Below are 20,384 nucleotides of genomic sequence, written 5' to 3' on the forward strand. Positions count from 1 at the left end.
ACCGACCGCTTCGGGTCAGTTTCCGCTCCGGAGCCGGTTCAGCAGTGCCAAGGCCATGTCGTCGGTCGGGTCGGCCGCGTGCGCCCGTTCCGCGTGCGCCAGGGCCGCGGACTTGTCTCCGGACGCCAGGGACACCCCCGCAAGGTGGTACTCCACCACCGCCGGCGGGTAACCGTTGCGCCGGGCCAGTTCCAGATCGGCGACGGCCTCCGGCAACCGCCCCGCGTTGTGGTGGAGCAACCCGCGGTGCAGGGCCGCGGCGGCGAGTGCGGGTTCGAGTTCCAGCGCCCGGTTAAAATCCCGGAGCGCGTTCTCGTTCGCCCCTTCCTTGCGAATGGCCGCGTAGGCGAGCCCGCGGTGGTAGTGGCACAGCCCGCGGCGGTTCTGGGCCAGCGACAGGCACGCCGAGAACCCCGCGACCGCCTCTTCGGCCCGGCCCAGCCGGTGCGCGCAAACGGCCAAGTGGAAGTGCGGCCAGAAGCCCTGCGGCTCCCGCTCGACGGCACGGCGGAGCAACTCGGCCGCGCGTTCGAGCGCGCCGGCATTCAGCCGGGCGCGGCCCACGGCGTACAGCTCCCACGCCGTCACGGTCGGGTCGGCCGGTGCGAACCGGTCCCAGCCCGGTTCGTCGCGATAATAGGCTCGAAGCCGCGCCAGTGCGGGGTCGGGACCAAAGAAGCCCTCGGCTTCGTCGAGCCGACGCATGGCCTCCGCACCGCCCGCTCCGTTGTGCGTCCGGAGGTCGGCGGACAGAAGCGCCAGGTCGAGGAGGTCCGAGCGGAGCCGGCGCTCGGCTTCGGGGCTCAGTTCCGCCCCTGCGGGCGGGGCGAGTGCCGGCCGGGCGAGCCACAGGGCGTCGCAGGCGTCTGTGAGCGTTCGGAGGTCCGGCCCGGCCAACGCGCTGGGGTCGTAGCTGAACCGGAGTCGGTCCACCAACTCGTGCAGTTCGGAGGCTTGCCGCCCGCGCCGGCTCTCCCGCACCCCGCGGTCCAGATCGCGCACGAGCCGGGCGGTGCCGGGCAACGGTTCGACCCGGGCGAGCCCGAGCGTCAGCACCCGCTCGGCTTCGTCGTGCGCGCCGCGGGCGAGTAGATCGCGGCCCAGTTGTTCCGCTGCGGCCCCGTCCCGCCACCGCGCCCGGTACTCGAACGCACCGAACAGCAGCAGGGCGGCCGCGAGGACCACCGCCGCCCCCCGGGCCGTTCGGCCAACGGCCCCCCATCGAACGCGCGGGCGGCGGGGCGCGAGTACCGCCCGCCCGTCGGCCAGTCGGTCGAGTTCCTCGGCCAGGGCGCGGGCGGACGGGTACCGCTCCGCCGGATCTTTTGCCAGGGCCTTCATGCACACCGCGTCGAGGTCCCGCGCCACGTTCCGCCGCAAACGTCCCGGCGGCGCCGGCGCCGCCTGGATCACCTGCCAGAGCGTCGCCCAGGTGTTCGCCCCGTCGGCCGGCGGGCGGCCGGTCAGGCACTCGTACAGGATGGTCCCGAGCCCGTACACGTCGGCGGCAGGGGTGACGGCGGCGGGGCCGTTCACGACGACCTCCGGAGCCATGTAAGCCGGGGTCCCGAGCAGCATGCCGGTGCGGGTCCGGTCCGAGTGCCGGTCCAGCAGCTTGGCGATGCCGAAGTCGGTCAGCTTGGGGGCGTCGAGCGCCCCGGCGCTGAGCAGCACGTTGGCGGGTTTGAGGTCGCGGTGGATGACGCCCCGGTCGTGGGCGTGTTGAACGCCGCGGGCGAGGGTTCGAACGAGATCGACGGCCGCCGCGACCGGCAGCGGGCCTGCATCGAGTTGGTCCGCAAGGCTGCCGCCGGGGACGAATTCCATCGCCAGGAAAGGCCGCCCGTCATGAACCCCGACCTCGTAGATCTGCACCACGTTCGGGTGCGACAGCCGGGCGATCGCCTCGGCCTCGTCCCGGAACCGGCTCCGCGCGTCCGGCCGGCCGAGCAACTCTTCACGGAGCACCTTAAGTGCAACAGACCGCTTGAGATCGACCGCAACCGCCTCGTACACGACGCCCATTCCCCCGCCGCCCAGCCGGCGCCGCGTCGTGTAACCGGGAACGGTCGGGAGGTCGTGTGGGCCCACGATGACGGACGAGCCGTCTGGGTTCGGGTCGGAATTGTGGGTGTGTTGAATGGTGGTTCGGGAGCCGCCCCGCGGAAATTCCCGGGTGCCCGTTCCCGACGGTGAATTGGGACCCACGGATCCTCCTCGGTTGGTTCGGTGAGTCGGTTACCCACCGGCGGCTGTCCGTTGCCGATCCCCGTTATGTAATTATTACACCAAACGCGGGTGCCTCCAGCAAGTGAGCTTCTGGTTGGAGGCGCCTGAACGCCGTGGGCCGGAGTACGAACTTGCAATGGTTATACTGATTTGACGTATTTGATATTTAAATAAATGTGTTGAATTGAATTGTTTGCAATATACGTTCGAATCCGCGGAAGGACGCGGGACGATGGTAACGGCTCTGCAACACCTCGCAGAAATACCCGGCTCAAGTCAAGTGAGGACGAGGCGAGAACTCGTCACTGCGAACATCGCAGATTTGACCCGAATAACACGGGGACACACGAAAACAGGGTGAAACAGATTGTTTGTCAGGCAGTCGGTCGAGTTGGTTTATTGTCAGATAGTTGTTGTATCGTGCTGTTCCAATGCATCGCCCGCGGACCGACCACCGGGAGGTCTCAGTGGTCGGTCCGCGGGCGCCAGGTCCTCAACATGAACTGGCCGGATCAGTTCGGCTTCGGGCGTGGGAAGTTTGTCAGACTCGGCCGTGCGGACGGCGGGGGCGGCTTCGGGGCCGGGAACTTTGACACCGGCCCTGAGGGCGCCGGTTTTGCTTCAGGAGCTGCCGCTGTGGGCTTGTCAGCAGGAGCATCGTCGGGCGATGCTGTGATGCCCCGCCCCGCCAGCCACGCTCGCGCCAGTGCGAGGGTCAACCCGTGCGGGCCGTCGCCGGTCGCCTCGACGGTCGAACCGTCAGCGGCGAGGGTGCCGGTCCAACTGGCATCCGCTTTGCGTGTTAATGAGAAGTGGGCATCAGCGGGCAGAAGTTTGAACGCCTCGCCCTTTTTTGGCACCGCAGAGGCCGCAACCCGCTGCTCTTCATTGAGCTTCGCGACGCACACCTCGCAACGGGTTTTCTGAAACTTCGCCAGCCGTTGAGCCCGGTATCGGTCCACCGCGTAATGCTGGAACTCGCGCAAGCAGCCGCAGGCACGGGCCACCATTGGCCGCGCAACGACTTCCCCGGTCGGCACTCCCATCTGACAACCTCCAGGCGCTGGGCAGGCGCAATGCCATCATACAACATACTCCCGGTTCGTCAGCAAGAGGGCGTTTGACGAACTGTCCGATTAACGGGCGCCGGGGCGCCCGATTTAACCGCGCGCGGTCGGCAACAATGCCTCTCACGCCGGCGCTGCCGACGGGAACATCGCGCACGCGGCTTCGGCTTTCGCCCGCGTCAGGAGCTTGGACCGCTCATCCTCGCTCTTGCGGAACCACGCCGCAACCAACAGTACGCTGTCGACGGCCACGTCCGAAAGCACCGCCGGCGCCGGGCGATCGGCGAACGTGGCGCCCAGCAGGCTCGCAACCCGGGTGGCCGATTCTGCGTCGGGCGGAAACGACACCGCCTGCACTTCGCCGCGATGGATCAGGTACCAGCGGGTCTGGCCGTCCGTGCCCTCAAGCGGGTACACGAACGAGTTGCGGTCTCGTGCGGTGCGCAGCAGGTTGAGCCGGTCGTCGAGCCACTGAAGCGCGTGCAGCTTGTCGCGGAGCGACGCCGCCTTTTCAAACTGAAGCTCTTCCGCCGCGACACCCATCTGCTCCTGAAGCGTCTGCAAGATCGATCGGTTGCGCCCGTCCAAGAACGCTTTCGCCGCCCGCGCCCCGGCCGCGTAGTCTTGGCGGGTGCAGGCGCCCACGCACGGGCCGGCGCACGTCCCGAGTTCAAACCGCAGACACTTTGCGCTGCGGGCCGGGTCGAACAGCGCGCCCTGTTCGGCGAACGTCAGCGGGACGGTTTGCGGACAGTCGCGGAGCTTGAACCAGTCGTTCAACCGCCGGGCCGCGTCCTCGGATCGGTGCCGTTTCACGAACGGGCCGTATACGCCCTGCTCCTTTCCGGTCGGCGCGGCGGTTACGTACACGTGCGCACCAGGGCTCTTCCCCACGCAGATGTAATGGTGGCGCTGAAAGCCCGGGACGCCGAGCACGTTGTACCGGGGGCGCAGACGCTGGATCAGCTCTAGCTCGCGCAGCAGCGCCGCAAGTTCGTCGCCGCACTGCTCCCACACGAGCCGCTTGGTTTGCTCAATGATCTTGCCCGCCTTCGGGTCGCGGCTGTTCTCGCGGAAGTAGCACAACAGCCGGGCGCGCAGGTTCTTCGCCTTCCCGACGTAAATGAGCCGCCCGCGGCTGTCAAGCATCCCGTACACGCCGGGCACTTTCGGTGCGTTCTTCTTGGCGCCGCGTTTAAGTTTGCTGAGCCGTTTGCCGCGCACCTCGAAGACCGGCGGAACCTCTTCGGCGGGGCGAAACCGGCTCGGCCCGAAGCCGTCGAAATCGTCCGCGAACAGCGTCCCCTGTTTCTTCCCGTCCTTGGGTGTGCGGCTCATAAGTGCTGTTCGCGACTTGTGCGGGATGGTGTACTCGCGTATTCTAACAGCGCCATCTTGTCCGTGAGAACTCCGAAACCACTGCATCTCACCGCCGGAGCGAATCGTGAGAACGGGCCGAATCGCTGCTCTTGTGGTGTCGGTCATCCTCGGCGCCCAAACGCCACCCGCACGTGCTTCGGACCGCGGGACCATCTACGACACGCTCGCCGCTAACGAACAGACGGCGATTTTGGCCGTTGCCGCGAAAGAAACCGGGTTGACCGCGATCCTCAAGGGGAAGGACGAATACACACTGTTCGCCCCGACCGATGCGGCCTTCCTGAAGCTCGACGACGACGGCATCGGTGCCGTCGCGCGGAACGAACAGGTGGTTCAAAAGTTGTTGCGTTCGCACCTCGTGAAAGGGAAGCACACGACCGCGGCACTGAAAAAGAAGGCACAGGCGGGCGAATCGCTTACAACGGTCGGCGGCGAGCGGCTCAAAATCGAGGAGCGCAAAGACGGGCTGTATGTCGGTGGGGTCAAGCTCGAACCGGACGCAGCGGATCTTGGGTGCAGCAACGGCGTGATTCATTTGCTGGGTACGTTGCAGACGGTACCGAAGTGACCACCCGTGGCACATAAATTCGGCGGCCCACGGTGCCTCCCCGACCGGAGCTGATAGGTCGGGAGACGCTGTGGGCCGCATGTTGCCGGGGCGGTTCAGCGACTCTCGCCCGCGCATACTTCGACGTGGTTCACGATGACCCGCTTGCCGAGAATGCGGCGGAGGTACTCCTGTGCCAGCTGTTTGTGGTAGTAGCTCGACACCTGCCCGGTGATGAGCACCTCGGTGTCGTTGTCGATGACGACTAACCGGCGGAGCTGGCCGATCGGACTGTGGACGAAAAAGTCTGCCAGGTCGGGCGCGAGAGAGGGGCAGGCGTTCATGATGTCGCTCCGGCGAATGGGAGATGGGCGCGAACTCTCTAACCGGGTGCGAGCCCGGATTTAACCAGCGACTGAGTAACGAAAACGCGGCCCTCGCCAACAGCCAGTTAGCGCAACGAAATGCGACCGCGGATCCGTCCGAAGTGCGAGGGCGAAGGGCTCGTTTCCATTCTTCCACGCATCGTAGACGGCCCTTTTGCGGACTGCAACGATTTTCCGTCTTATTCCATTTTTTCCTGACCCTTGCGGTGGGCCGCAGGTGCTCGTAGATTTCCGCCGCTGCCGCCACCCTCTCGGAGCATTCATGGCAAACACGCACGAGCATCTCGAACACGCCGAACACGCCAGCCACCACGCGGCCGATCCGTTCAACCAGCGGGTCGCGGTGAGCGTCGCGGTGGTCGCGGCGTTGCTCGCGGGGGTGAGCATGCTGGGGCACCGCAAACACAACGAGGTGCTCCAACTTCAAGGCGAGGCGAACCGCCTCACCACCGAAGCCAGCATCGCGCACACGCAGTCCACGGACAAGTGGAGCGAGTACCAGGCGGTGAACGTCCGCGACCACGGGTACGAGTTCACCGGCGGGCTGCTGAAAGAGGTGGCGAAGGTCGAGCCCAAGTACGGAGCGGCGTTCAAGGACTCGATCAAAAGGGCGGACGGCCAGCACGTGAAGTACACGGCGCGGTTGCCGGAGGTCAAAGCCGAGGCCGAAAAGCTCGCACACACGGGCCGCGGGAAGCAGACGGAGTCGCTTCGGAAAATGGACGAGGCGCACCACGCGCACCACCAGGCCAGCCGGCTCGACGTCGCGCACCTCGGGGCCGAGATCGGGATCGTGCTGTGCTCCCTCGCGCTGCTGACCAAGCGCAAGGCGTTCTGGTTCGCGGGCCTGAAGGCGGCGGCGCTGGCGGTCGTTCTCGTGGTCACCGCGTATACAATCCCGCACCACCCGACCGAACACCCCGACGCGCCGAACGGCGCCTCGACCGATCAAGGGAAGCCCCACTGAGCGCCGCGCCCGAACCCGTCGTTTCTTCCCGGTGGCGCCCGTGGCGGTCCGGCACTGCGGGCTGGGTTGTAACCGGCGCCGTGCTCATAGCGGGTGTGCCGCTGTTCCTTGTGATGCCGCCGTGGTGCGATGTCACGCTCTACCAGATGGCGGCCCGCAACGTACTTCGGGGCGGCACCCACTACCGCGACATATTTGACACGAACCTGCCGGGGTTCGTGTGGCTGATGGCCGGGGCGAAGCTCCTGTTCGGTTGGAGCACCGGTGCGCTGCGGGCCGTGGACCTTATGGTGATCGCGGGCGCAACCGCCGCGCTGTGCCGGTTCGTGCGGCGCTGCGGGGGAACACGCTACACGGTCGCGTGGCTCGTAGCGGCGGTTGCCCTCTTCTACCCCTTCACGTCCGAGTTCAACCACATCCAGCGTGACCCGTGGATGCTGCTCCCGGCGACGCTGGCGGCGTGGCTGCGGTTCCGGCGGGTGCAGAATGGGACGAACGCCGCCCTGCTCGAAGGGTTCCTGTGGGGAGCGGCGTTGTGGCTCAAACCGCACATCGTCATTCCCGCGCTCGCGGTGTGGGCGGTGTCTGCGGTCCTGCTCGCGCGGCAGGAACCCCGGAGGAACGTACTGAGGGATTTGGCCGCGCTCGTTTGCGGCGGCGCGGTCGCGGGCGCACCTGGTGTCGTGTGGCTGGTCGCGACCGGGGCTTGGCCCCATTTTCTCGATATCTTTCTCAACTGGAACCCGGCGTACCTCGCGGACAACGCGCCGCTCGCGGCGCGGATCGGCGGTCTGTTTGAAATGCACCGCCCGTGGGGCCTTCTGCACTTCGCGGCGCTGCCGCTCGCGCTCCTGGCGCTCTGGGAAGCCCGGGTCTGGTCGCGCACGCCCGGCCCGCCGGCCGGCGTGTTCCGCCCGAAACTCTGGTACACGCCCGCGGAGAGTGAGGGAGCGGCGGCGGCGCGCGCGATCCTGGCGGCCCTGTATCTCGGCTGGGCGGCTCAAGCCGTCGGGCTGCAAAAGAGCCTCGATTACGTGTACGTCCCGGTAACACTGCTCGCGTTCGCGGTTGTCGCGGCGCAGCGGTGGTGCTTCGGGTTCCTCTATCTCGTGTGGTTCGTCGCGGTCGGCGCGCTGCTGAACCTCGCCGACACGTACCCGAACGACATTGCGCCGTGGGTCTATAAACTCGATCCCGCAGACGCCAAGGGGAAGTTCGAGAAGCACGCGCTCGCGGACGGCGAGATCATGAAGCTGTGGGGCCGGGCTCTCACCGAAGGGGACACGCCCGAGCTGCGCGACCGGATCGGGCAATACACGGGGGTCCACTGCGGCACCAACTGGGAAGACCTGACCAGCGTCGCGAGCCACCTGCGTGCCATTGAGCCGCCGCTCCGGGCCGGCGAACTGAACTGCTGGCACGACAGTACGCACCCGCTGTACCTGATGCTCGACCTCGACCCCGCGACGCGGTACATGCACTACGGCACCGCGTTCGACATCAAAGAGTTGGGACCCCTGTCACCCGGTCAGAAGACCAAACGGGAACAGATCGCCGACGCCGTACGCGCCAGCCGCCAACGGTACGTGGTCAGCGACCTGTTGCGCACGAACCAAGACCCGAGAGCGCCGTACCGGTCCGAGTCGTGGCGTAACGGTGATCCGCTCCCGGTGTGGCTCCCGGACCACGAGCGCCAGAAGTTCCCCTGGAACCAACCGGTCGTCTTCCGCTCAGGGCGCTACGTCGTTCACCGGATCGACCCCTCCGTTCCGCTCGGCGAGATCCGCGTACCCGACTGGAACTCTCTGGACGAACTGCTGATGCCACGGCCCCCAAAATTGGGCGGCATCAGCATCTTCCGCTAGCACCACCTTGGGGTCGAAGAGTCTGTCGCTGCGAGAGCGGATACCGGCCCGACTTGCACGGACACGCGGTTGGTGGCGGTGAGGTCGGACCGCTACCGTTCGTCCGGAAGTTGGCCAGTTCATCTCACCCGATCGGATTGGCAGACGCTGTCTCGCCCCGCGTGAACGGGCCGAAACAAATCAGTGCCGCGCGGTCACTTCGTGCGACAAACGCATCCCACGTAGCCGCCGGGCGAACACCGCGACGAGGCCGAAGCCCGCGAGCGCCAGCGAACCCGGCTCGGGGGTCGTCACCCCGGGCGTCACGTTGACTTGCAGTTCGCCGCCCGGCGCCCGGACGCTGTACGTGTTCCCGCCGAGCGTGAACGTGCTCGCGTTGGGCCACAGGTTCGACTCGTACCCCTCATAGATCAGTTCGCGCTCGCCGTTGGCGCCGAGTGCGTACTCCTGGATGAAGTCCAGGTACAGTGGGAGCGAGCCCGAACAACCGGTCCGTTCATCAATGATGGTGACCGTGGACGCTGACCGCCAGATGTCGGAGTGGTAGTAGCTGTTCGAGTCCGGGTCCAGGATCGGGGTCCCGTGCAGCATCGGGTCCGGGAGGAAGAAGTCGGACCAGTTGAGGTCCGTGAGCCCGCTCATCTCGCGGAGGACGGTGCCGTCGGGCGCTTCGGCGCGGTAGCCCCACTGAACCGGTCCGGCGTGGGCGAGGGCGGGGGCGCAGGTCAGGGCCGCAACGGTGAGAACTGCCCGGAAGGTGCGGAGCATAGCAGGGCCTCCTTGCCGCGGACGAACCGCGGGGCCAGAGGCTAGCCAATAATGGGAAACGCTACAATCCGAATTTGCGTGACCCTGCCGGAGGTCACACCAGCGTGACACGGCCCGCGGGGGCGCCGCGGTAGATCCGCGCGATCCGGTCGCGGGTGAGCCCGAGCACCTTGTCGAACCGGCTCAGTTTCAGTCCCTCAATGCCGGTGCCGTAATCGGCCATGTGGTACAGCATCGACACGTCCGACCGCACCTCGCGGTCGATCTCGCGCCGCAAGAGCCACCGGAACAGCCGCAGCCCGCCCGCCGGGCCGGGGTACCGGGACTTGGCGAACGTCACGGAGAACACCCGGGTCGTTTTGTCGTCCTGCGGCACGAAGAAGATGTAGAGCCGCCACCGCACCATCGCCTCGCGGGCGCCGTCCGGGCTGGTCCACCAGTGGTCGAACACGGAGTGGACCGGCGAGAACCGGGTGGTCCAGTGGTCGTGGAACGTGTCCCCCTTGCGGATGCCCAGCAGCCACGCGAACGCCCGGTTCAGCGTTTTCGTCGGGCCGGCGTTGGTCACCTTTACCATGTCGTCCGTGGATTCGAACGCGACCTTCACCTCGCTCAGCCGGTCGAGGTCGTAGCCGAACGTGTCGTGAACGGTGGCGCTGTGCTCGATCTCGTTAAAGTTGTCCACGGCCAGTTCCAGCGGGGCCGGGACGGTGTGTTCCAGCGTGCAGATGGGGTAGAACCCGGGGGCTGTGACATCCGGGAACGGCGGCGCGCTGGTCCGCGACTTGATCCACACCAGCCCGTGTGCCTCACGGGCGTCGTAGCTGGCGGTGCAGGCGGTGAGCTTCGGCGCGGCCGGGCTCTCGCCGTTGCCGCAGTCGTCGAACGTCCACCCGTGGTACTTGCACTGCAACCGGTCGCCGACCACCTTGCCGACGCTCAACTTCAGCCGCCGGTGCGGGCACACGTCCGAGAGCGCCGCGACCTCGCCGCCCGACGTGCGGAACAGCGCGACGGGTTGGTTCGCGACCACAACGCCGACCGGGTCGCGGCGCAGCCGGCGGCTCAGGAGCACCGGTTGCCAGTGGTCCAACATGCCCATCCACGTGCCCTCTGCTAGAATACCCTTTAATCGGTCGTTCGCGGTGCGTGCGTGCATCCCAACTGCGCCGGTACTGCTATCTTATGTAGGTGCCCATGTTTACGGGGCTGGTTCAGGCGCTCGGGACGGTGCGGGCGGTCACGGACGGGCAGGGCGGGCGCCGGCTAAGCGTCGCCGAACCCGCCCTCGCGCCGGGCCTGCGGATTGGCGACAGCGTCAGCGTGTGCGGGGCGTGCCTCACCGTTGTGTCGCGTGACGGCGCCGCGCTCGACTTCGAGGTCGGGCCGGAAACGCTGGCGAAAACCACCCTGGGCGGGCTGACCCCGGGCGACCGGGTGAACCTGGAAGGCGCCCTTCGGGTCGGGGACGCGCTCGGCGGGCACTTCGTCACCGGGCACGTCGATTGTGTCGGGCGGGTGCTCGAAGAGCGGGTGACCGGGGAGTGGCTCACCATTTGGTTCGGGTTCCCGGCGGAGTTCGGCGATCTGCTGGTGTCCAAGGGCTCGGTCGCGGTGGACGGCGTGAGCCTCACGGTGGTGGACGCCGAAGCCGACCGGCTGAGCGTGATGCTGATCCCGCACACCCGCACCCACACGACGCTGGGCTACAAGAAACCGGGCGACGCGGTGAACCTGGAGTTCGACCTGCTCGCCAAGCACGTGAAAAAACTGTTCGGCCGCATTAACCTCACGATTTAAGGCCGCGCGAAGGCGGAAGAGCTTTGACGGGATCAACCGCCTGTGGTGGCGCTCCGAAGGCGTCCCGTGAGGCGGAAGACGCTTTGGCAGGATCAGAAAACAAGCGCGGCGTTCGTTGCTGTATCTGGGCCTTGTCCGTCCTGTTAATCCTGACAACATTCTTCTCGACGCTCGCGTGCCGGAGACACATGTCCGAAACCCCGCAAGAACCGCTCCCCGTTCCCGCCGCGCCGGTCCCGCCGCCGCGTCAGACCCTGTCGTACCTGCACCGGCTGTTCGAGGCGCACGGCCTATCGCCCAAGAGCAAACTCGGTCAGAACTTCCTCATCGATCTCAACCTGCTCGATCTGATCGTGCGCACCGCCGAACTCGACAAGAGCGACGCGGTGCTGGAGGTGGGCACCGGTACCGGGTCGCTGACTGCGAAACTCGCGGACCCCGCGGGTGTGGTGGTTACGGTCGAAGTCGACCGCTCGATTCAGCCCGTGGCAAAAGAGATCGTCGGCGGTCGCTCCAACGTGCGGTTCGTGTTCGGGGACGCGCTCGCGAAGAAGAGCGAACTGAACCCGGACATGCTTTCCACCTGGGACGCCGCCGCGAAAGAGGTCGGCTGCACACGCAAAAAGCTGGTCGCGAACCTCCCCTACGTCATCGCCACGCCACTCATCAGCAACCTGCTGATCGGGCACCCCGAAATCGAGCGGATGGTGGTGATGGTGCAGTGGGAGATCGCGGAGCGGATGAAGGCGGTCCCCAACACGAAGGATTACAACGCCCTTTCGGTGCTGGTGCAGAGCGTGGCCGACGTGGAGACGGTGCGGAAGGTGGCGCCGACGAACTTCCACCCGCGGCCGAAGGTCGATTCCGCGATTGTGCTCATCAAGCCGAACGCCGAAAAGCGGGCGAAGGTCGGCGACGTGATGAAGTTCCGGATCTTCCTCCGCGACCTGTACGTTCACCGGCGGAAGAACTTGCGGCAGGCACTGGTCGGCTGGCCGACCGGGCCGCGCGAGAAGAAGGACGTGGACGCCAAACTTGCCGAACTCGGGATCGACGGCACCTTGCGCAGTGAGGCGCTGGACATCGAGCAGCACCTCCGACTGGCCGCAGTGTTTGGGTGAGATTGGAACGCGTTGGGGCGGCGAAGCGAAGATCGCCTTCGCTTCGCCGCCCCAACGCGTTCGGAACTCTGCACTTCTCGTTACCGCGAGACCACCTTGTAGTCCACGGTGTCGCGGTCGCCGATGCTGATCTTCTTGTGGTAGGCCGCTTTACCGGCTTCGCCCCCCACGTACAGGTACCACTCGCCGGCCGGGAGCCGCACGTCGAACTCGCCGAACCCGTTCGCGGTGGTGTACTCCTTTTGCTCCGGCTTGTTGGCGTTCATGAACACCAGCTTCGCGTTCGCCCGCGGGGTGATGAGGTCGTTCTGCACCACCTCGCCGCGCACCGACACGACGCTGCTGCGGCTGACGGTCTTCTCGGGCCGGAACTTCGCCGTGCCCGACTTCGGGTTCGACGTGCCGGGGGTGCTCGGGAGGTCCGTCGGCGGGATCGCGTTGTCCGACCCGCCCGGCTTCGCCGGCATCACGCCCGGGTTGTTCTCGCGGAGCTGCTCGACGCTCGGGCCGGCCGGGGCGATCACCGGCGGCAGCGGGTAATAGCTCACGCTGGCCGGGGTCGGCGGGTAGTAGTAGCTCACCACCGGCTGCTGGTAGTTCACCTGCCGCAGCGAGGTGACCGGCACCAGCGAGGACCGCTCGACGTAGCTGGTCACCGCGTTGCACTGGCTGCGGAGCCGGTACGAGGTCGTCGGCGTGGACACCCGCTGCGGGCAGCCGGTGCACGGGTCGTAGTAGGTGCTGTACTTGTACTCGGTGACGGGCTCGTAGTAGTAGCTGGTGACGTTCTTCGTCACCGGCTCGTAGTAGCTCTTGCGGACGTACTCGGTAACGGGCTGGTAGTAGCTCCGCTGCACGTAGTTCACCCGCACTTCCGGCTGCGGGCAGGGGGGCGGGGGAGGCGCGTAGTAGCTGACGCGGGGCTTGTTACAGTCGTTGCAGCACACCTGGAACACGTTGTCCCAGGCGGCCTCGGAGCGGGCCGGGGTGCTGACGGCCCCAAGAGCGGCGAGCAGCAGCCCGGCACAGCGGGTCAGGTTCATGGTGCGATCTCCGGGTGTGTCCATCGCCTCGGGCGCGAGGCGCTGGGCGAACATCACACATTAGACTAATTCGCCCCCCCTGGCACACAAACGGTTTCAGAAGATGGCACAATCCGGAGAGCTGCCCTCCGTCGTTACAGCCGGTAAAGTCGTTGCGTCTGGCCGTCTTTCGCTAACTTACAGTCAAAATGGGCAATGTAGACTGGGCGAAAATTGAATTGTAAAAAGTGGCCACAGCGGTTCGGAAATGGATGAGGTCCGGAAGGCATGAAGCCCCTCAATGTTGAGGGGCTTCATGCCTTCCGGACCTTACTACGCCCGACGCGCGGTTACTTCGCAGCCGCCTTGAGCGCTTCGATGGCCGCGTCGTAGTTCGGGTGGCTGGTCACTTCGGGAACGTACTCGGCGTAGGTGACTTTGCCGGCCGCATCGACCACGAACACGGCGCGGGTGAGGAGTTGCAGCGGCAGCCCGCTCTCGATCAGCACCCCCCAGTTCTTGCCGAACGAGTGGTTGTGGACGTCCGACACGGTCTTCATCGTGCTCACGCCCTCGGCGGTGCAGAACCGCCCTTGCGCGAACGGCAGGTCGAGGCTCACCGTGTAGCACGCGACGCCGTCGCCCAGCGCCTTGATGCCCTCGTCAAACTTCTTGGTCTGCATGCTGCACACGCCGGTGTCCAGCGACGGCACCACGCTGAACAGCCGGGCCTTCGCCGGGGTGTCCGCGAGGGTGACCGCGCTGAGCCCTTGCAGCCCCTTGTAGTCCGGGGCGGTGTCGCCCGCCTTGAGTTCGTTGCCGGCCAGTTGAACCGGGTTTCCCTTGAACGTGACGGTGCGGGCCATCGTGTGCTCCTGTTCGGTGTGTCGTGTTCGGTGTTCGGAACACCGCCGACAGTGGTTTACGCGAAACCGCCCGCACCGAACACCAAAAACTCAGCGCCGGGCGCTGAAGGCGAGTGCTTCATCTCATCTCAATTTCACGGAGCTTGCACTCGGCAACATGGAGCCTGTGGCCGCGCTTGGGGCGGCGACGACGGGGATTTGGCGCACGTACTGGCAGACCATAAGAAGAAGCGGGGCGCCCTTCATTGCTGCTTACCGGGTCGGGCGTGTTTCGGTGGAGATCGCGGGCGACCTCCACCGGCGAATCGTGAGGTCCTCCGCGCAACTCGACTTTGACGACCGGACGTGGCACTCGACCGAAGGCCGCCGCGCGACCGGGCCGCGGTTGGGGGCGTCTCGAACGCGCTTCGCGGGCCTTTACTTGTCACCTTTAATGGTGTGCTTCATCATCACCCGGCACATCTTCTCGCACTTCCGGCACTCCGCCGCGCACTGCTTCATGATCGCGTCGTGTTCGGCGTGCTTCTCACACGCATCGCCGCACCGCTTGCACGCCTCGGCGCACGCCGTGCAAATCAGGTCCGAGAACGGCCCGTTCTTTATCACAATCGCTGACGCCGACTGACAGAGCGTCGCGCAGTCGATGCAGGTGCGAACCGTTTCGAGGTGCTCCTTCTTCCCCTCCGCAACCATCTTTGTGCAGTGGGCCGCGCACATGTTGCAGATCCGCGCGCAGTCGTCGCACTCTTTGGCACAGTCCATGAAGTGCGACATGTGCGGGTCGGCGGCCTTCGATTGCTCTTTCGTCGCGTTGTCCGGCTGCTTGCCACCCACTGACAAGGCCGTGCCGGCCACTGCGAAAGACACCGCCAACAGACCCAGAGCCCCGAACAGCTTGGTGCGGATCATGATTCCCCCTCTGTAAACGGAACGCCGGACCGCTCAGGCGGCGGCGGCACGGAGGGAGTCGTGTGCAAACGTCGCGCCGCCGTCAGGCGGCGTTCCGCTCGCCGCGTTTCAGCCACTTCTGCATGCCTTCCAGTTCGGCCTGCCACGCGCCACTGAACCGCTTCTGCCCGAAAGCGTCGTACAGCAGGTCGAGCGTCTGGACCAACTCGCGGAGCTGGTTCGCGCGGTCGTCCAGTTTCCCGCGGGCGTCGGCCCCTTCGTCGGGCGGCGGGAGTTTCGCCCCACCCACACCGAGCGTTTCGGCGTGCAGGGTCAGTTCGTACTGGTCGCTGTTCCGCACCAGCGTCAACCCGACCTTCCGGGGCAGCTTGCCGCTCTGGATCGCGCGCCGCGCCTCCGGGAGCCGTGTCGGGCCTTCGTGCGTGATGGTCTCGTGCCCGGTCTGCCCCCGGGGGCACTCCAGGTTGAGCGTGCGGGCCAGCATCAGCGTCACTTCGGAGCCGTCGAGGAGCTTGAGCGTGTCGGACTCGATGTCGGTGTAGTACCAGAGCCACAGCAGGAACTCGTTGCCGATGAAGTCCCGGCTGCTGTCGTCCGCGATCCAGGCGATGTCGGGCGACGCGTTGGGCACGAACGCGCTGGGCGCGGCGTCATCAACCGACCGGGTGAGCGAGTGCAGCTCCGCGAGCTGGTACGCGCGCCGGCCCGCCGTCACGCACTCCAGCTCGTGCCCGAAGGTCTGCTCGAAGAGGCTCGTGAGCCGGTCGACCTGGGTGAGCGAGGTGGCGCCGAACAGCACCTCGTTCGTCTGCCGGTCCCACAGGACGGGCACGCACTTCCGCTTGCGGTAGCGGCCGTCCTTGGCCTCTTGCTCGAGACGCTGGCGGGCGATCTCCTTCGCCTCGCGCTTCTGGCGCGCGCTGGCGAACCCGCTGGGGTTGTCCTTCGAGAGGGCCTTGAGCTCGACGGCGGTGTACGCGCGGAGCAGGTCGCCGGGGAGCTTCTCGGTGTCGACGCGCAGCTCGAAGTTGAGCGTGTCGTTGATGATGTTCTTCTCGAACCCGAAGTCGGTGTCGAGGATGTGTTCGCCGGCGGTCCAGCCGGTTTCGACCCCGTCGGCGGACGCGATCCGCTGGCGACCGGCCTGGTGGTCGGAGAGGCGGGCGAGGTGCTCGTCGTCGAACTGGCGCGGCGCCGGGCCGTTCACCTTGAAGCGCAGACACGTCACGCGCCCTGCGAAAAAGCCCATCGTCCAACCTCCGTGTCGAAAGCGGTGTGGGTGCGAGCGGGGCGCGAAACCTGCGGCAGGCGCCGGGCTCGCACGCCGGCCCGCCGCTGCTCCTGCACCCGCACTCGCACCCACACGCCGCCGCGAAGCGGGGCGGTCAGCCGACCAGCACGGCCTCGCTCACTTCGCAGTCCTTGCGGCGCATCTCCTCCAGAATGATCGGATGCCAGGCGGCGTCGCGCTCATCGGAGGGGACATAATTTTCGCGTGCCCAGCGGCGGAGCCGCAGCTCCTCAATGAAATCCACGCTGTCAGCGGCGCCGCTGGTGTACATGACCCTGGCCCTTTCGCGGTCTGTTAGCCCGCACCGTGCGGGCCTCACCGCTTAGCCGGTGCCGTCACGGGCGCCAGCGGGTCGGTGAGGAGAGGTACTGCCGGAGCGCCGGCAGAGCAAGAAAATTCTGAGCGGAGCAAGTTATAGGGACCCCCAAAAGCTCGGCAACGCGAGCGGGGAATTTTATCTGCAAACCGGGACGAACGTTCCGCCACACACAGCTTAAGAGAAGTTCCACAAAATCGGATGTGACGAGTTGCGGAAACCTGGGCCGATTGGGCAATTTTGCAAACGGCGGTTGTGCGCCCGCCGTGACGCGGGTACGGTGCCGATTATGTGGGGCGGCCTTCCCAGGACGGACGGGACAGAAATGGACTTCTACGTCGGCACCAGCGGGTACTCGTACCCCGAGTGGAAAGGACGCTTCTACCCGCCCAAGTGCCCGGCAAACAAGATGCTGGGCTACTACTCCGGGCGGTTCCGCGCCGTCGAGATCAACAACACGTTTTACCGCCCCCCGACCGCGACGCTGCTGGAGGGCTGGGCGCGACAGGTGCCCGAGGGCTTTCGGTTCGTACTGAAAGCGCCGCAAGAGATCACGCACGTGAAGCGCCTCGCCGGCGCGTGCGACCAGGTCGCGTCCCTCGTCACGACCGCGGACGTACTCGGCGACCGGTTCGGCCCGGTGCTGTTCCAGTTGCCGCCGCCGTTCCGCAAGGACGTTCCGCTCCTGAGCGAGTTCCTGGGCCGGTTGCCGGCGTGCCGGGTGGCGTTCGAGTTCCGCCACCCGTCGTGGTTTGAAGAGGACGTGTTCGACCTGCTGCGTGACCACCAGGCCGCGCTCTGCGTCGCCGACGCCGACGACGGGTTAGAAGTCCCCTTCGTCCCGACCGCGGACTGGGGCTACGTGCGCTTGCGCCGCGCCGAATACGACGATGCCGCGCTGCGCGGGTGGGCGACGAAGCTGCGCGGCGCGGGGTGGCGCGAAGGGTACGTGTTCTTCAAGCACGAGGACGCCGGCACCGGACCGCGACTGGCGTCACGGTTGCTGGACTTGTTTGCAGAGGGCACCGCGCCCCAAAAGCGGAGCGCGTAAAGGGCCGCAATGCCAGCGCGCGCCGAAGTGCCTTCGGACGCGGTGGCCGGCACACGGTCGCGAATCACAAAACCACGTCCTCCAGCGATTTGATCTGAACGGCGTCGGTCCCTTCCTTCACTCGAACTGCCCCTCGGCCCGGCAGGTGAGGTGCTCGCGGTCGAAGTCGTTGTCCGAGTGCAACCCGTCGCCGGCCTGGACCTCCTTCGACACACGCGTGTCGAAGAATCACTTGCTCTTCACATCTTCACCGCTTGCGCCCCGTTCGTGCGGCGACGGATTGATTTCCGGTGGAGCGCTCGACCGGTGTAACGCGACCGCCGTGCCAGGCGCGTTGGTCCCGGAGTTGCACGCCCCTGGCATAACGGCGCTCGCACTCCACCTCACATGGGCTGCGGAGCGCGTGCATCAGGGGCGGGTGCAGTTGACGGAGCGCGCGATGTCGGAAGCACCACAGCAGGTACGCGATGGGGCAATCACCCGCCCGTGGACGCCGGGCGAGCGCCGCCCGCTCGACGGGTTGCTCGAACGCGAGTGGCTGGTGACCAACGGGCTGGGAGGGTACGCGTCGGGAACCGTTTCCGGAGTCGCCACGCGGCGGTACCACGGGCTCCTCGTCGCCGCGCACCCGGCGCCGCTCGGCCGCATGATGACGGTGAACCACCTTTGGGAATCCCTCCGCCTGCCAGACGACCGCACGATTTCGCTCGGCAGCGAAGAGAAGGCCGGCGCACGACCGAACATCCCCGGCGCAGAGCACCTCGTCGAGTTCCGACTCGAAGCTGGGCTCCCGGTGTGGCGGTACGAGATCGAGGGGTTCGAGCTGGAAAAGCGGATCTACTTCGCCCACCGACGCAACACCGTGTTCGTTCGATACCGGCTAACCAAAGGGGCCGGCACCGTCCGGCTGAAGCTAAAACCGGCGGTCCACTTCCGCGGGCACGACGACAACGTCGGCACACCACACTGCACACCGCTGGTGCTCACCGCTGTCGGCGGCCGGTACGAGTTTTCGTGCGGGGACACGTTCCCGGTGCTCAGGCTGTTCCTCGACGGCGGTACGAATGGCGGGTTCACGGTCCGCGGCGAGCGCGTTGAGGACGTGACGTACCGCATCGAAGAGTCACGCGGGTACGAGTTCCGCGGCGTGCTGGACGCGCCCGGGTTCTTCCGACTCGATCTGGCACCGGGGCAGGAAGCCACGCTGATTTGTTCGACCGATCCGTGGGAGCAGATCAGGGCCGTGTCTCCGGCCGAGGTGCTGGCGGCGGAACAGATCCGGCGCCGACAACTGATCGAACAGGCCGCTCCCACTGCCCGGAGCGGGCTCGCGGCGGAACTGGTGCTCGCGGCCGACCAGTTCATCTTTACACCGGCGGCCCGGACCACAGGCGAAGTCCGTGCGCACGACGAGGCGCGGTCGATCATCGCCGGCTACCACTGGTTCACCGACTGGGGCCGCGACACGATGATCAGCCTGGAGGGGTTAACGCTCACCACCGGGCGGCACGCGGAAGCCGCGGACATCCTCCACATGTTCGCGCGGCACGTCAAGGACGGGCTCATTCCCAACCTGTTTCCGGAGCGCACGCGCGAGGGGCTCTACCACACTGCCGATGCGACCCTGTGGTTCTTCCATGCGCTCAACCGGTACCTCAAGGCCACGGGCGACCGCGGGGCACTCAAGCAACTGCTGCCAACGTTCCGCGACATTGTCGAGCACCACGTCCGCGGGACGCGGTTCGGCATCGGTGTGGACCCGATCGATGGGCTGCTTCGCCAGGGCGCGGAAGGGTACCAACTCACCTGGATGGACGCAAAGGTGGGCGACTGGGTCGTCACCCCGCGGCGCGGCAAGGCGGTGGAGATCAACGCGCTGTGGTACAACGCGCTGCGGCTCCTGGAACAGTGGTCGCGCGAGGAAGGTGAGCAAGCGCGCGCCGACGCGGTTGCCCGGCACGCGGACCGGTGCCGCGAATCGTTCAACCGCCGGTTCTGGTACGAACCCGGCGGACACCTGTACGACGTACTCGACGGGCCGGACGGGACCGCCGATCCGGCCCTGCGGCCGAACCAGGTGTTTGCGATCGCGCTCGATCACCCGGTGTTGGACGGGGAGCGCTGGCAAGCGGTGCTGAACGTGGTACGCGAGCAGTTGCTCACCCCGGTGGGGCTGCGGTCGCTCGCGCCGGGGCACCCGGACTACAAGCCGCAGTACTTCGGCGACCTCCGGGCACGGGACGCGGCCTACCACCAGGGGACCGTGTGGGCGTGGCTCATCGGCCCGTTCACGGACGCCTGGATGAAGGCCCATCCCGACGACCGCGCCGCGCCGCACGAGTTCCTCGCCGGGTTCCGCCGGCACATGGTCGAGGCGTGCGTCGCCTCGATCAGCGAGGTGTTCGACGCCGAACCGCCGCACACCCCGCGCGGCTGCGTCGCGCAAGCGTGGAGCGTGGCCGAGGTGCTCCGGTGCCTCGCCAAAATCGGCGCCTGAGCACGGCAGCGGACGGACCGCCGCCAACCGCGGTCACAAGTTGGCAGCGGCAGGGCCACGACGCATTCGGTCGCCGCGCCGCTTGGAACCCGGAGCTGAAAGCTCTTGTGCGAACTGAAGGGGAAGCTACCCAGCCCGACCGGCGCTGTCAAACCCCATTCGGAAGTAACTTGCGAACTCCATCAATGGCGAACTGTCCGGTCCGGCCCGCTGCTCACGTTACCAATTTTGAGCGCGGGTGCGTGCCGTGACGTTTGTGCGAGGGGAGCAAAAATGGGGGGACGCGCGAATCCGGTTAAACA

18 protein-coding genes are annotated in these 20,384 nt (G+C 66.6%); 7 read left to right on the forward strand and 11 right to left on the reverse strand.

What is annotated here, in order from left to right:
• Window positions 1-15: 15 nt before the first annotated feature.
• The 3 genes from GobsT_RS10830 to GobsT_RS10840 all read right to left on the reverse strand — a co-directional run bounded on the left by GobsT_RS10830 (window position 16) and on the right by GobsT_RS10840 (window position 4,634).
• Window positions 16-2,091: a serine/threonine-protein kinase gene (locus tag GobsT_RS10830; RefSeq protein WP_071529312.1), complete on the reverse strand. Its 2,076-nt coding sequence runs from the start codon at window positions 2,089-2,091 to the stop codon at window positions 16-18.
• Between the two features lie 650 nt (window positions 2,092-2,741).
• The gene (locus GobsT_RS10835) at window positions 2,742-3,275 is read right to left on the reverse strand and encodes a hypothetical protein (protein ID WP_148087696.1); all 534 of its coding nucleotides are present in this window, start codon (window positions 3,273-3,275) and stop codon (window positions 2,742-2,744) included.
• Between the two features lie 144 nt (window positions 3,276-3,419).
• A complete protein-coding gene (locus GobsT_RS10840) occupies window positions 3,420-4,634 on the reverse strand; it encodes a GIY-YIG nuclease family protein (RefSeq protein WP_010044042.1) in 1,215 nt (404 codons plus the stop codon).
• 106 nt (window positions 4,635-4,740) lie between these two features.
• Here GobsT_RS10840 and GobsT_RS10845 point away from each other — a divergent pair, with 106 nt between their 5' ends.
• Window positions 4,741-5,244, forward strand: a complete 504-nt coding sequence (locus GobsT_RS10845; protein WP_162097381.1) for a fasciclin domain-containing protein — start codon at window positions 4,741-4,743, stop codon at window positions 5,242-5,244.
• A 95-nt stretch (window positions 5,245-5,339) separates the two neighbouring features.
• Here the strand turns inward: GobsT_RS10845 and GobsT_RS10850 are convergent, their stop codons facing one another.
• Complete coding sequence (locus GobsT_RS10850; protein ID WP_010044037.1) at window positions 5,340-5,567, reverse strand: BON domain-containing protein; 228 nt, start codon at window positions 5,565-5,567, stop codon at window positions 5,340-5,342.
• Window positions 5,568-5,871: 304 nt separating this feature from the next.
• On the opposite strand from GobsT_RS10850, the gene GobsT_RS10855 reads away from it, so the two are divergent.
• Both GobsT_RS10855 and GobsT_RS10860 read left to right on the forward strand, forming a co-directional pair.
• Entirely contained in the window at window positions 5,872-6,576 is a 705-nt protein-coding gene (locus tag GobsT_RS10855; protein ID WP_010044034.1) for a DUF4337 family protein, read from the forward strand.
• 95 nt (window positions 6,577-6,671) lie between these two features.
• A complete protein-coding gene (locus GobsT_RS10860) occupies window positions 6,672-8,441 on the forward strand; it encodes an ArnT family glycosyltransferase (protein ID WP_010044031.1) in 1,770 nt (589 codons plus the stop codon).
• 180 nt (window positions 8,442-8,621) lie between these two features.
• Here GobsT_RS10860 and GobsT_RS10865 read toward each other — a convergent pair whose 3' ends face one another.
• Together GobsT_RS10865 and GobsT_RS10870 are read right to left on the reverse strand one after the other, a co-directional pair.
• On the reverse strand, window positions 8,622-9,209 hold the full coding sequence (locus tag GobsT_RS10865; protein ID WP_010044030.1) for a PEP-CTERM sorting domain-containing protein: 588 nt from the start codon (window positions 9,207-9,209) through the stop codon (window positions 8,622-8,624).
• Between the two features lie 94 nt (window positions 9,210-9,303).
• Window positions 9,304-10,311 carry a Rieske 2Fe-2S domain-containing protein gene (locus GobsT_RS10870; RefSeq protein WP_010044028.1) on the reverse strand — a complete coding sequence of 336 codons (1,008 nt, stop codon included), beginning with the start codon at window positions 10,309-10,311 and terminating at the stop codon, window positions 9,304-9,306.
• A 95-nt stretch (window positions 10,312-10,406) separates the two neighbouring features.
• On the opposite strand from GobsT_RS10870, the gene GobsT_RS10875 reads away from it, so the two are divergent.
• Window positions 10,407-11,009 carry a riboflavin synthase gene (locus tag GobsT_RS10875; RefSeq protein WP_010044026.1) on the forward strand — a complete coding sequence of 201 codons (603 nt, stop codon included), beginning with the start codon at window positions 10,407-10,409 and terminating at the stop codon, window positions 11,007-11,009.
• A 188-nt stretch (window positions 11,010-11,197) separates the two neighbouring features.
• Window positions 11,198-12,130, forward strand: a complete 933-nt coding sequence (rsmA, locus tag GobsT_RS10880) for a 16S rRNA (adenine(1518)-N(6)/adenine(1519)-N(6))-dimethyltransferase RsmA (protein ID WP_109571151.1) — start codon at window positions 11,198-11,200, stop codon at window positions 12,128-12,130.
• Between the two features lie 80 nt (window positions 12,131-12,210).
• On the opposite strand, the gene GobsT_RS10885 is transcribed toward rsmA, so the two are convergent.
• The 5 genes from GobsT_RS10885 to GobsT_RS37655 all read right to left on the reverse strand — a co-directional run bounded on the left by GobsT_RS10885 (window position 12,211) and on the right by GobsT_RS37655 (window position 16,489).
• Window positions 12,211-13,173 carry a hypothetical protein gene (locus GobsT_RS10885; protein ID WP_109571150.1) on the reverse strand — a complete coding sequence of 321 codons (963 nt, stop codon included), beginning with the start codon at window positions 13,171-13,173 and terminating at the stop codon, window positions 12,211-12,213.
• 329 nt (window positions 13,174-13,502) lie between these two features.
• Window positions 13,503-14,018: a thiol peroxidase gene (gene tpx / locus GobsT_RS10890; RefSeq protein WP_010043435.1), complete on the reverse strand. Its 516-nt coding sequence runs from the start codon at window positions 14,016-14,018 to the stop codon at window positions 13,503-13,505.
• Window positions 14,019-14,435: 417 nt separating this feature from the next.
• Entirely contained in the window at window positions 14,436-14,927 is a 492-nt protein-coding gene (locus GobsT_RS10895) for a four-helix bundle copper-binding protein (RefSeq protein WP_010043434.1), read from the reverse strand.
• An 82-nt stretch (window positions 14,928-15,009) separates the two neighbouring features.
• Window positions 15,010-16,176, reverse strand: a complete 1,167-nt coding sequence (locus GobsT_RS10900) for a hypothetical protein (protein WP_010043433.1) — start codon at window positions 16,174-16,176, stop codon at window positions 15,010-15,012.
• 136 nt (window positions 16,177-16,312) lie between these two features.
• Window positions 16,313-16,489 carry a hypothetical protein gene (locus tag GobsT_RS37655; protein WP_010043431.1) on the reverse strand — a complete coding sequence of 59 codons (177 nt, stop codon included), beginning with the start codon at window positions 16,487-16,489 and terminating at the stop codon, window positions 16,313-16,315.
• Between the two features lie 370 nt (window positions 16,490-16,859).
• On the opposite strand from GobsT_RS37655, the gene GobsT_RS10905 reads away from it, so the two are divergent.
• Window positions 16,860-17,585: a DUF72 domain-containing protein gene (locus tag GobsT_RS10905; protein ID WP_010043428.1), complete on the forward strand. Its 726-nt coding sequence runs from the start codon at window positions 16,860-16,862 to the stop codon at window positions 17,583-17,585.
• A 439-nt stretch (window positions 17,586-18,024) separates the two neighbouring features.
• The gene (locus tag GobsT_RS10910; RefSeq protein ID WP_010043422.1) at window positions 18,025-20,082 is read left to right on the forward strand and encodes an amylo-alpha-1,6-glucosidase; all 2,058 of its coding nucleotides are present in this window, start codon (window positions 18,025-18,027) and stop codon (window positions 20,080-20,082) included.
• The last annotated feature ends 302 nt before the right edge of the window (window positions 20,083-20,384 follow it).

The organism is Gemmata obscuriglobus, assembly GCF_008065095.1.
In the GTDB taxonomy this organism is placed as follows: domain Bacteria; phylum Planctomycetota; class Planctomycetia; order Gemmatales; family Gemmataceae; genus Gemmata; species Gemmata obscuriglobus.

What these genes read in the sequence shown, in the direction of transcription:
- GobsT_RS37655 (WP_010043431.1), bottom strand. Translation starts at nt 16,489, where the DNA reads ATGTACACCAGCGGCGCCGCTGACAGCGTGGATTTCATTGAGGAGCTG.
- GobsT_RS10910 (WP_010043422.1), top strand. Translation starts at nt 18,025, where the DNA reads ATGTCGGAAGCACCACAGCAGGTACGCGATGGGGCAATCACCCGCCCG.
- GobsT_RS10855 (WP_010044034.1), top strand. Translation starts at nt 5,872, where the DNA reads ATGGCAAACACGCACGAGCATCTCGAACACGCCGAACACGCCAGCCAC.
- GobsT_RS10865 (WP_010044030.1), bottom strand. Translation starts at nt 9,209, where the DNA reads ATGCTCCGCACCTTCCGGGCAGTTCTCACCGTTGCGGCCCTGACCTGC.
- GobsT_RS10885 (WP_109571150.1), bottom strand. Translation starts at nt 13,173, where the DNA reads ATGAACCTGACCCGCTGTGCCGGGCTGCTGCTCGCCGCTCTTGGGGCC.
- GobsT_RS10875 (WP_010044026.1), top strand. Translation starts at nt 10,407, where the DNA reads ATGTTTACGGGGCTGGTTCAGGCGCTCGGGACGGTGCGGGCGGTCACG.
- rsmA (WP_109571151.1), top strand. Translation starts at nt 11,198, where the DNA reads ATGTCCGAAACCCCGCAAGAACCGCTCCCCGTTCCCGCCGCGCCGGTC.
- GobsT_RS10870 (WP_010044028.1), bottom strand. Translation starts at nt 10,311, where the DNA reads ATGGGCATGTTGGACCACTGGCAACCGGTGCTCCTGAGCCGCCGGCTG.
- GobsT_RS10905 (WP_010043428.1), top strand. Translation starts at nt 16,860, where the DNA reads ATGGACTTCTACGTCGGCACCAGCGGGTACTCGTACCCCGAGTGGAAA.
- GobsT_RS10895 (WP_010043434.1), bottom strand. Translation starts at nt 14,927, where the DNA reads ATGATCCGCACCAAGCTGTTCGGGGCTCTGGGTCTGTTGGCGGTGTCT.
- tpx (WP_010043435.1), bottom strand. Translation starts at nt 14,018, where the DNA reads ATGGCCCGCACCGTCACGTTCAAGGGAAACCCGGTTCAACTGGCCGGC.
- GobsT_RS10850 (WP_010044037.1), bottom strand. Translation starts at nt 5,567, where the DNA reads ATGAACGCCTGCCCCTCTCTCGCGCCCGACCTGGCAGACTTTTTCGTC.
- GobsT_RS10900 (WP_010043433.1), bottom strand. Translation starts at nt 16,176, where the DNA reads ATGGGCTTTTTCGCAGGGCGCGTGACGTGTCTGCGCTTCAAGGTGAAC.
- GobsT_RS10840 (WP_010044042.1), bottom strand. Translation starts at nt 4,634, where the DNA reads ATGAGCCGCACACCCAAGGACGGGAAGAAACAGGGGACGCTGTTCGCG.
- GobsT_RS10835 (WP_148087696.1), bottom strand. Translation starts at nt 3,275, where the DNA reads ATGGGAGTGCCGACCGGGGAAGTCGTTGCGCGGCCAATGGTGGCCCGT.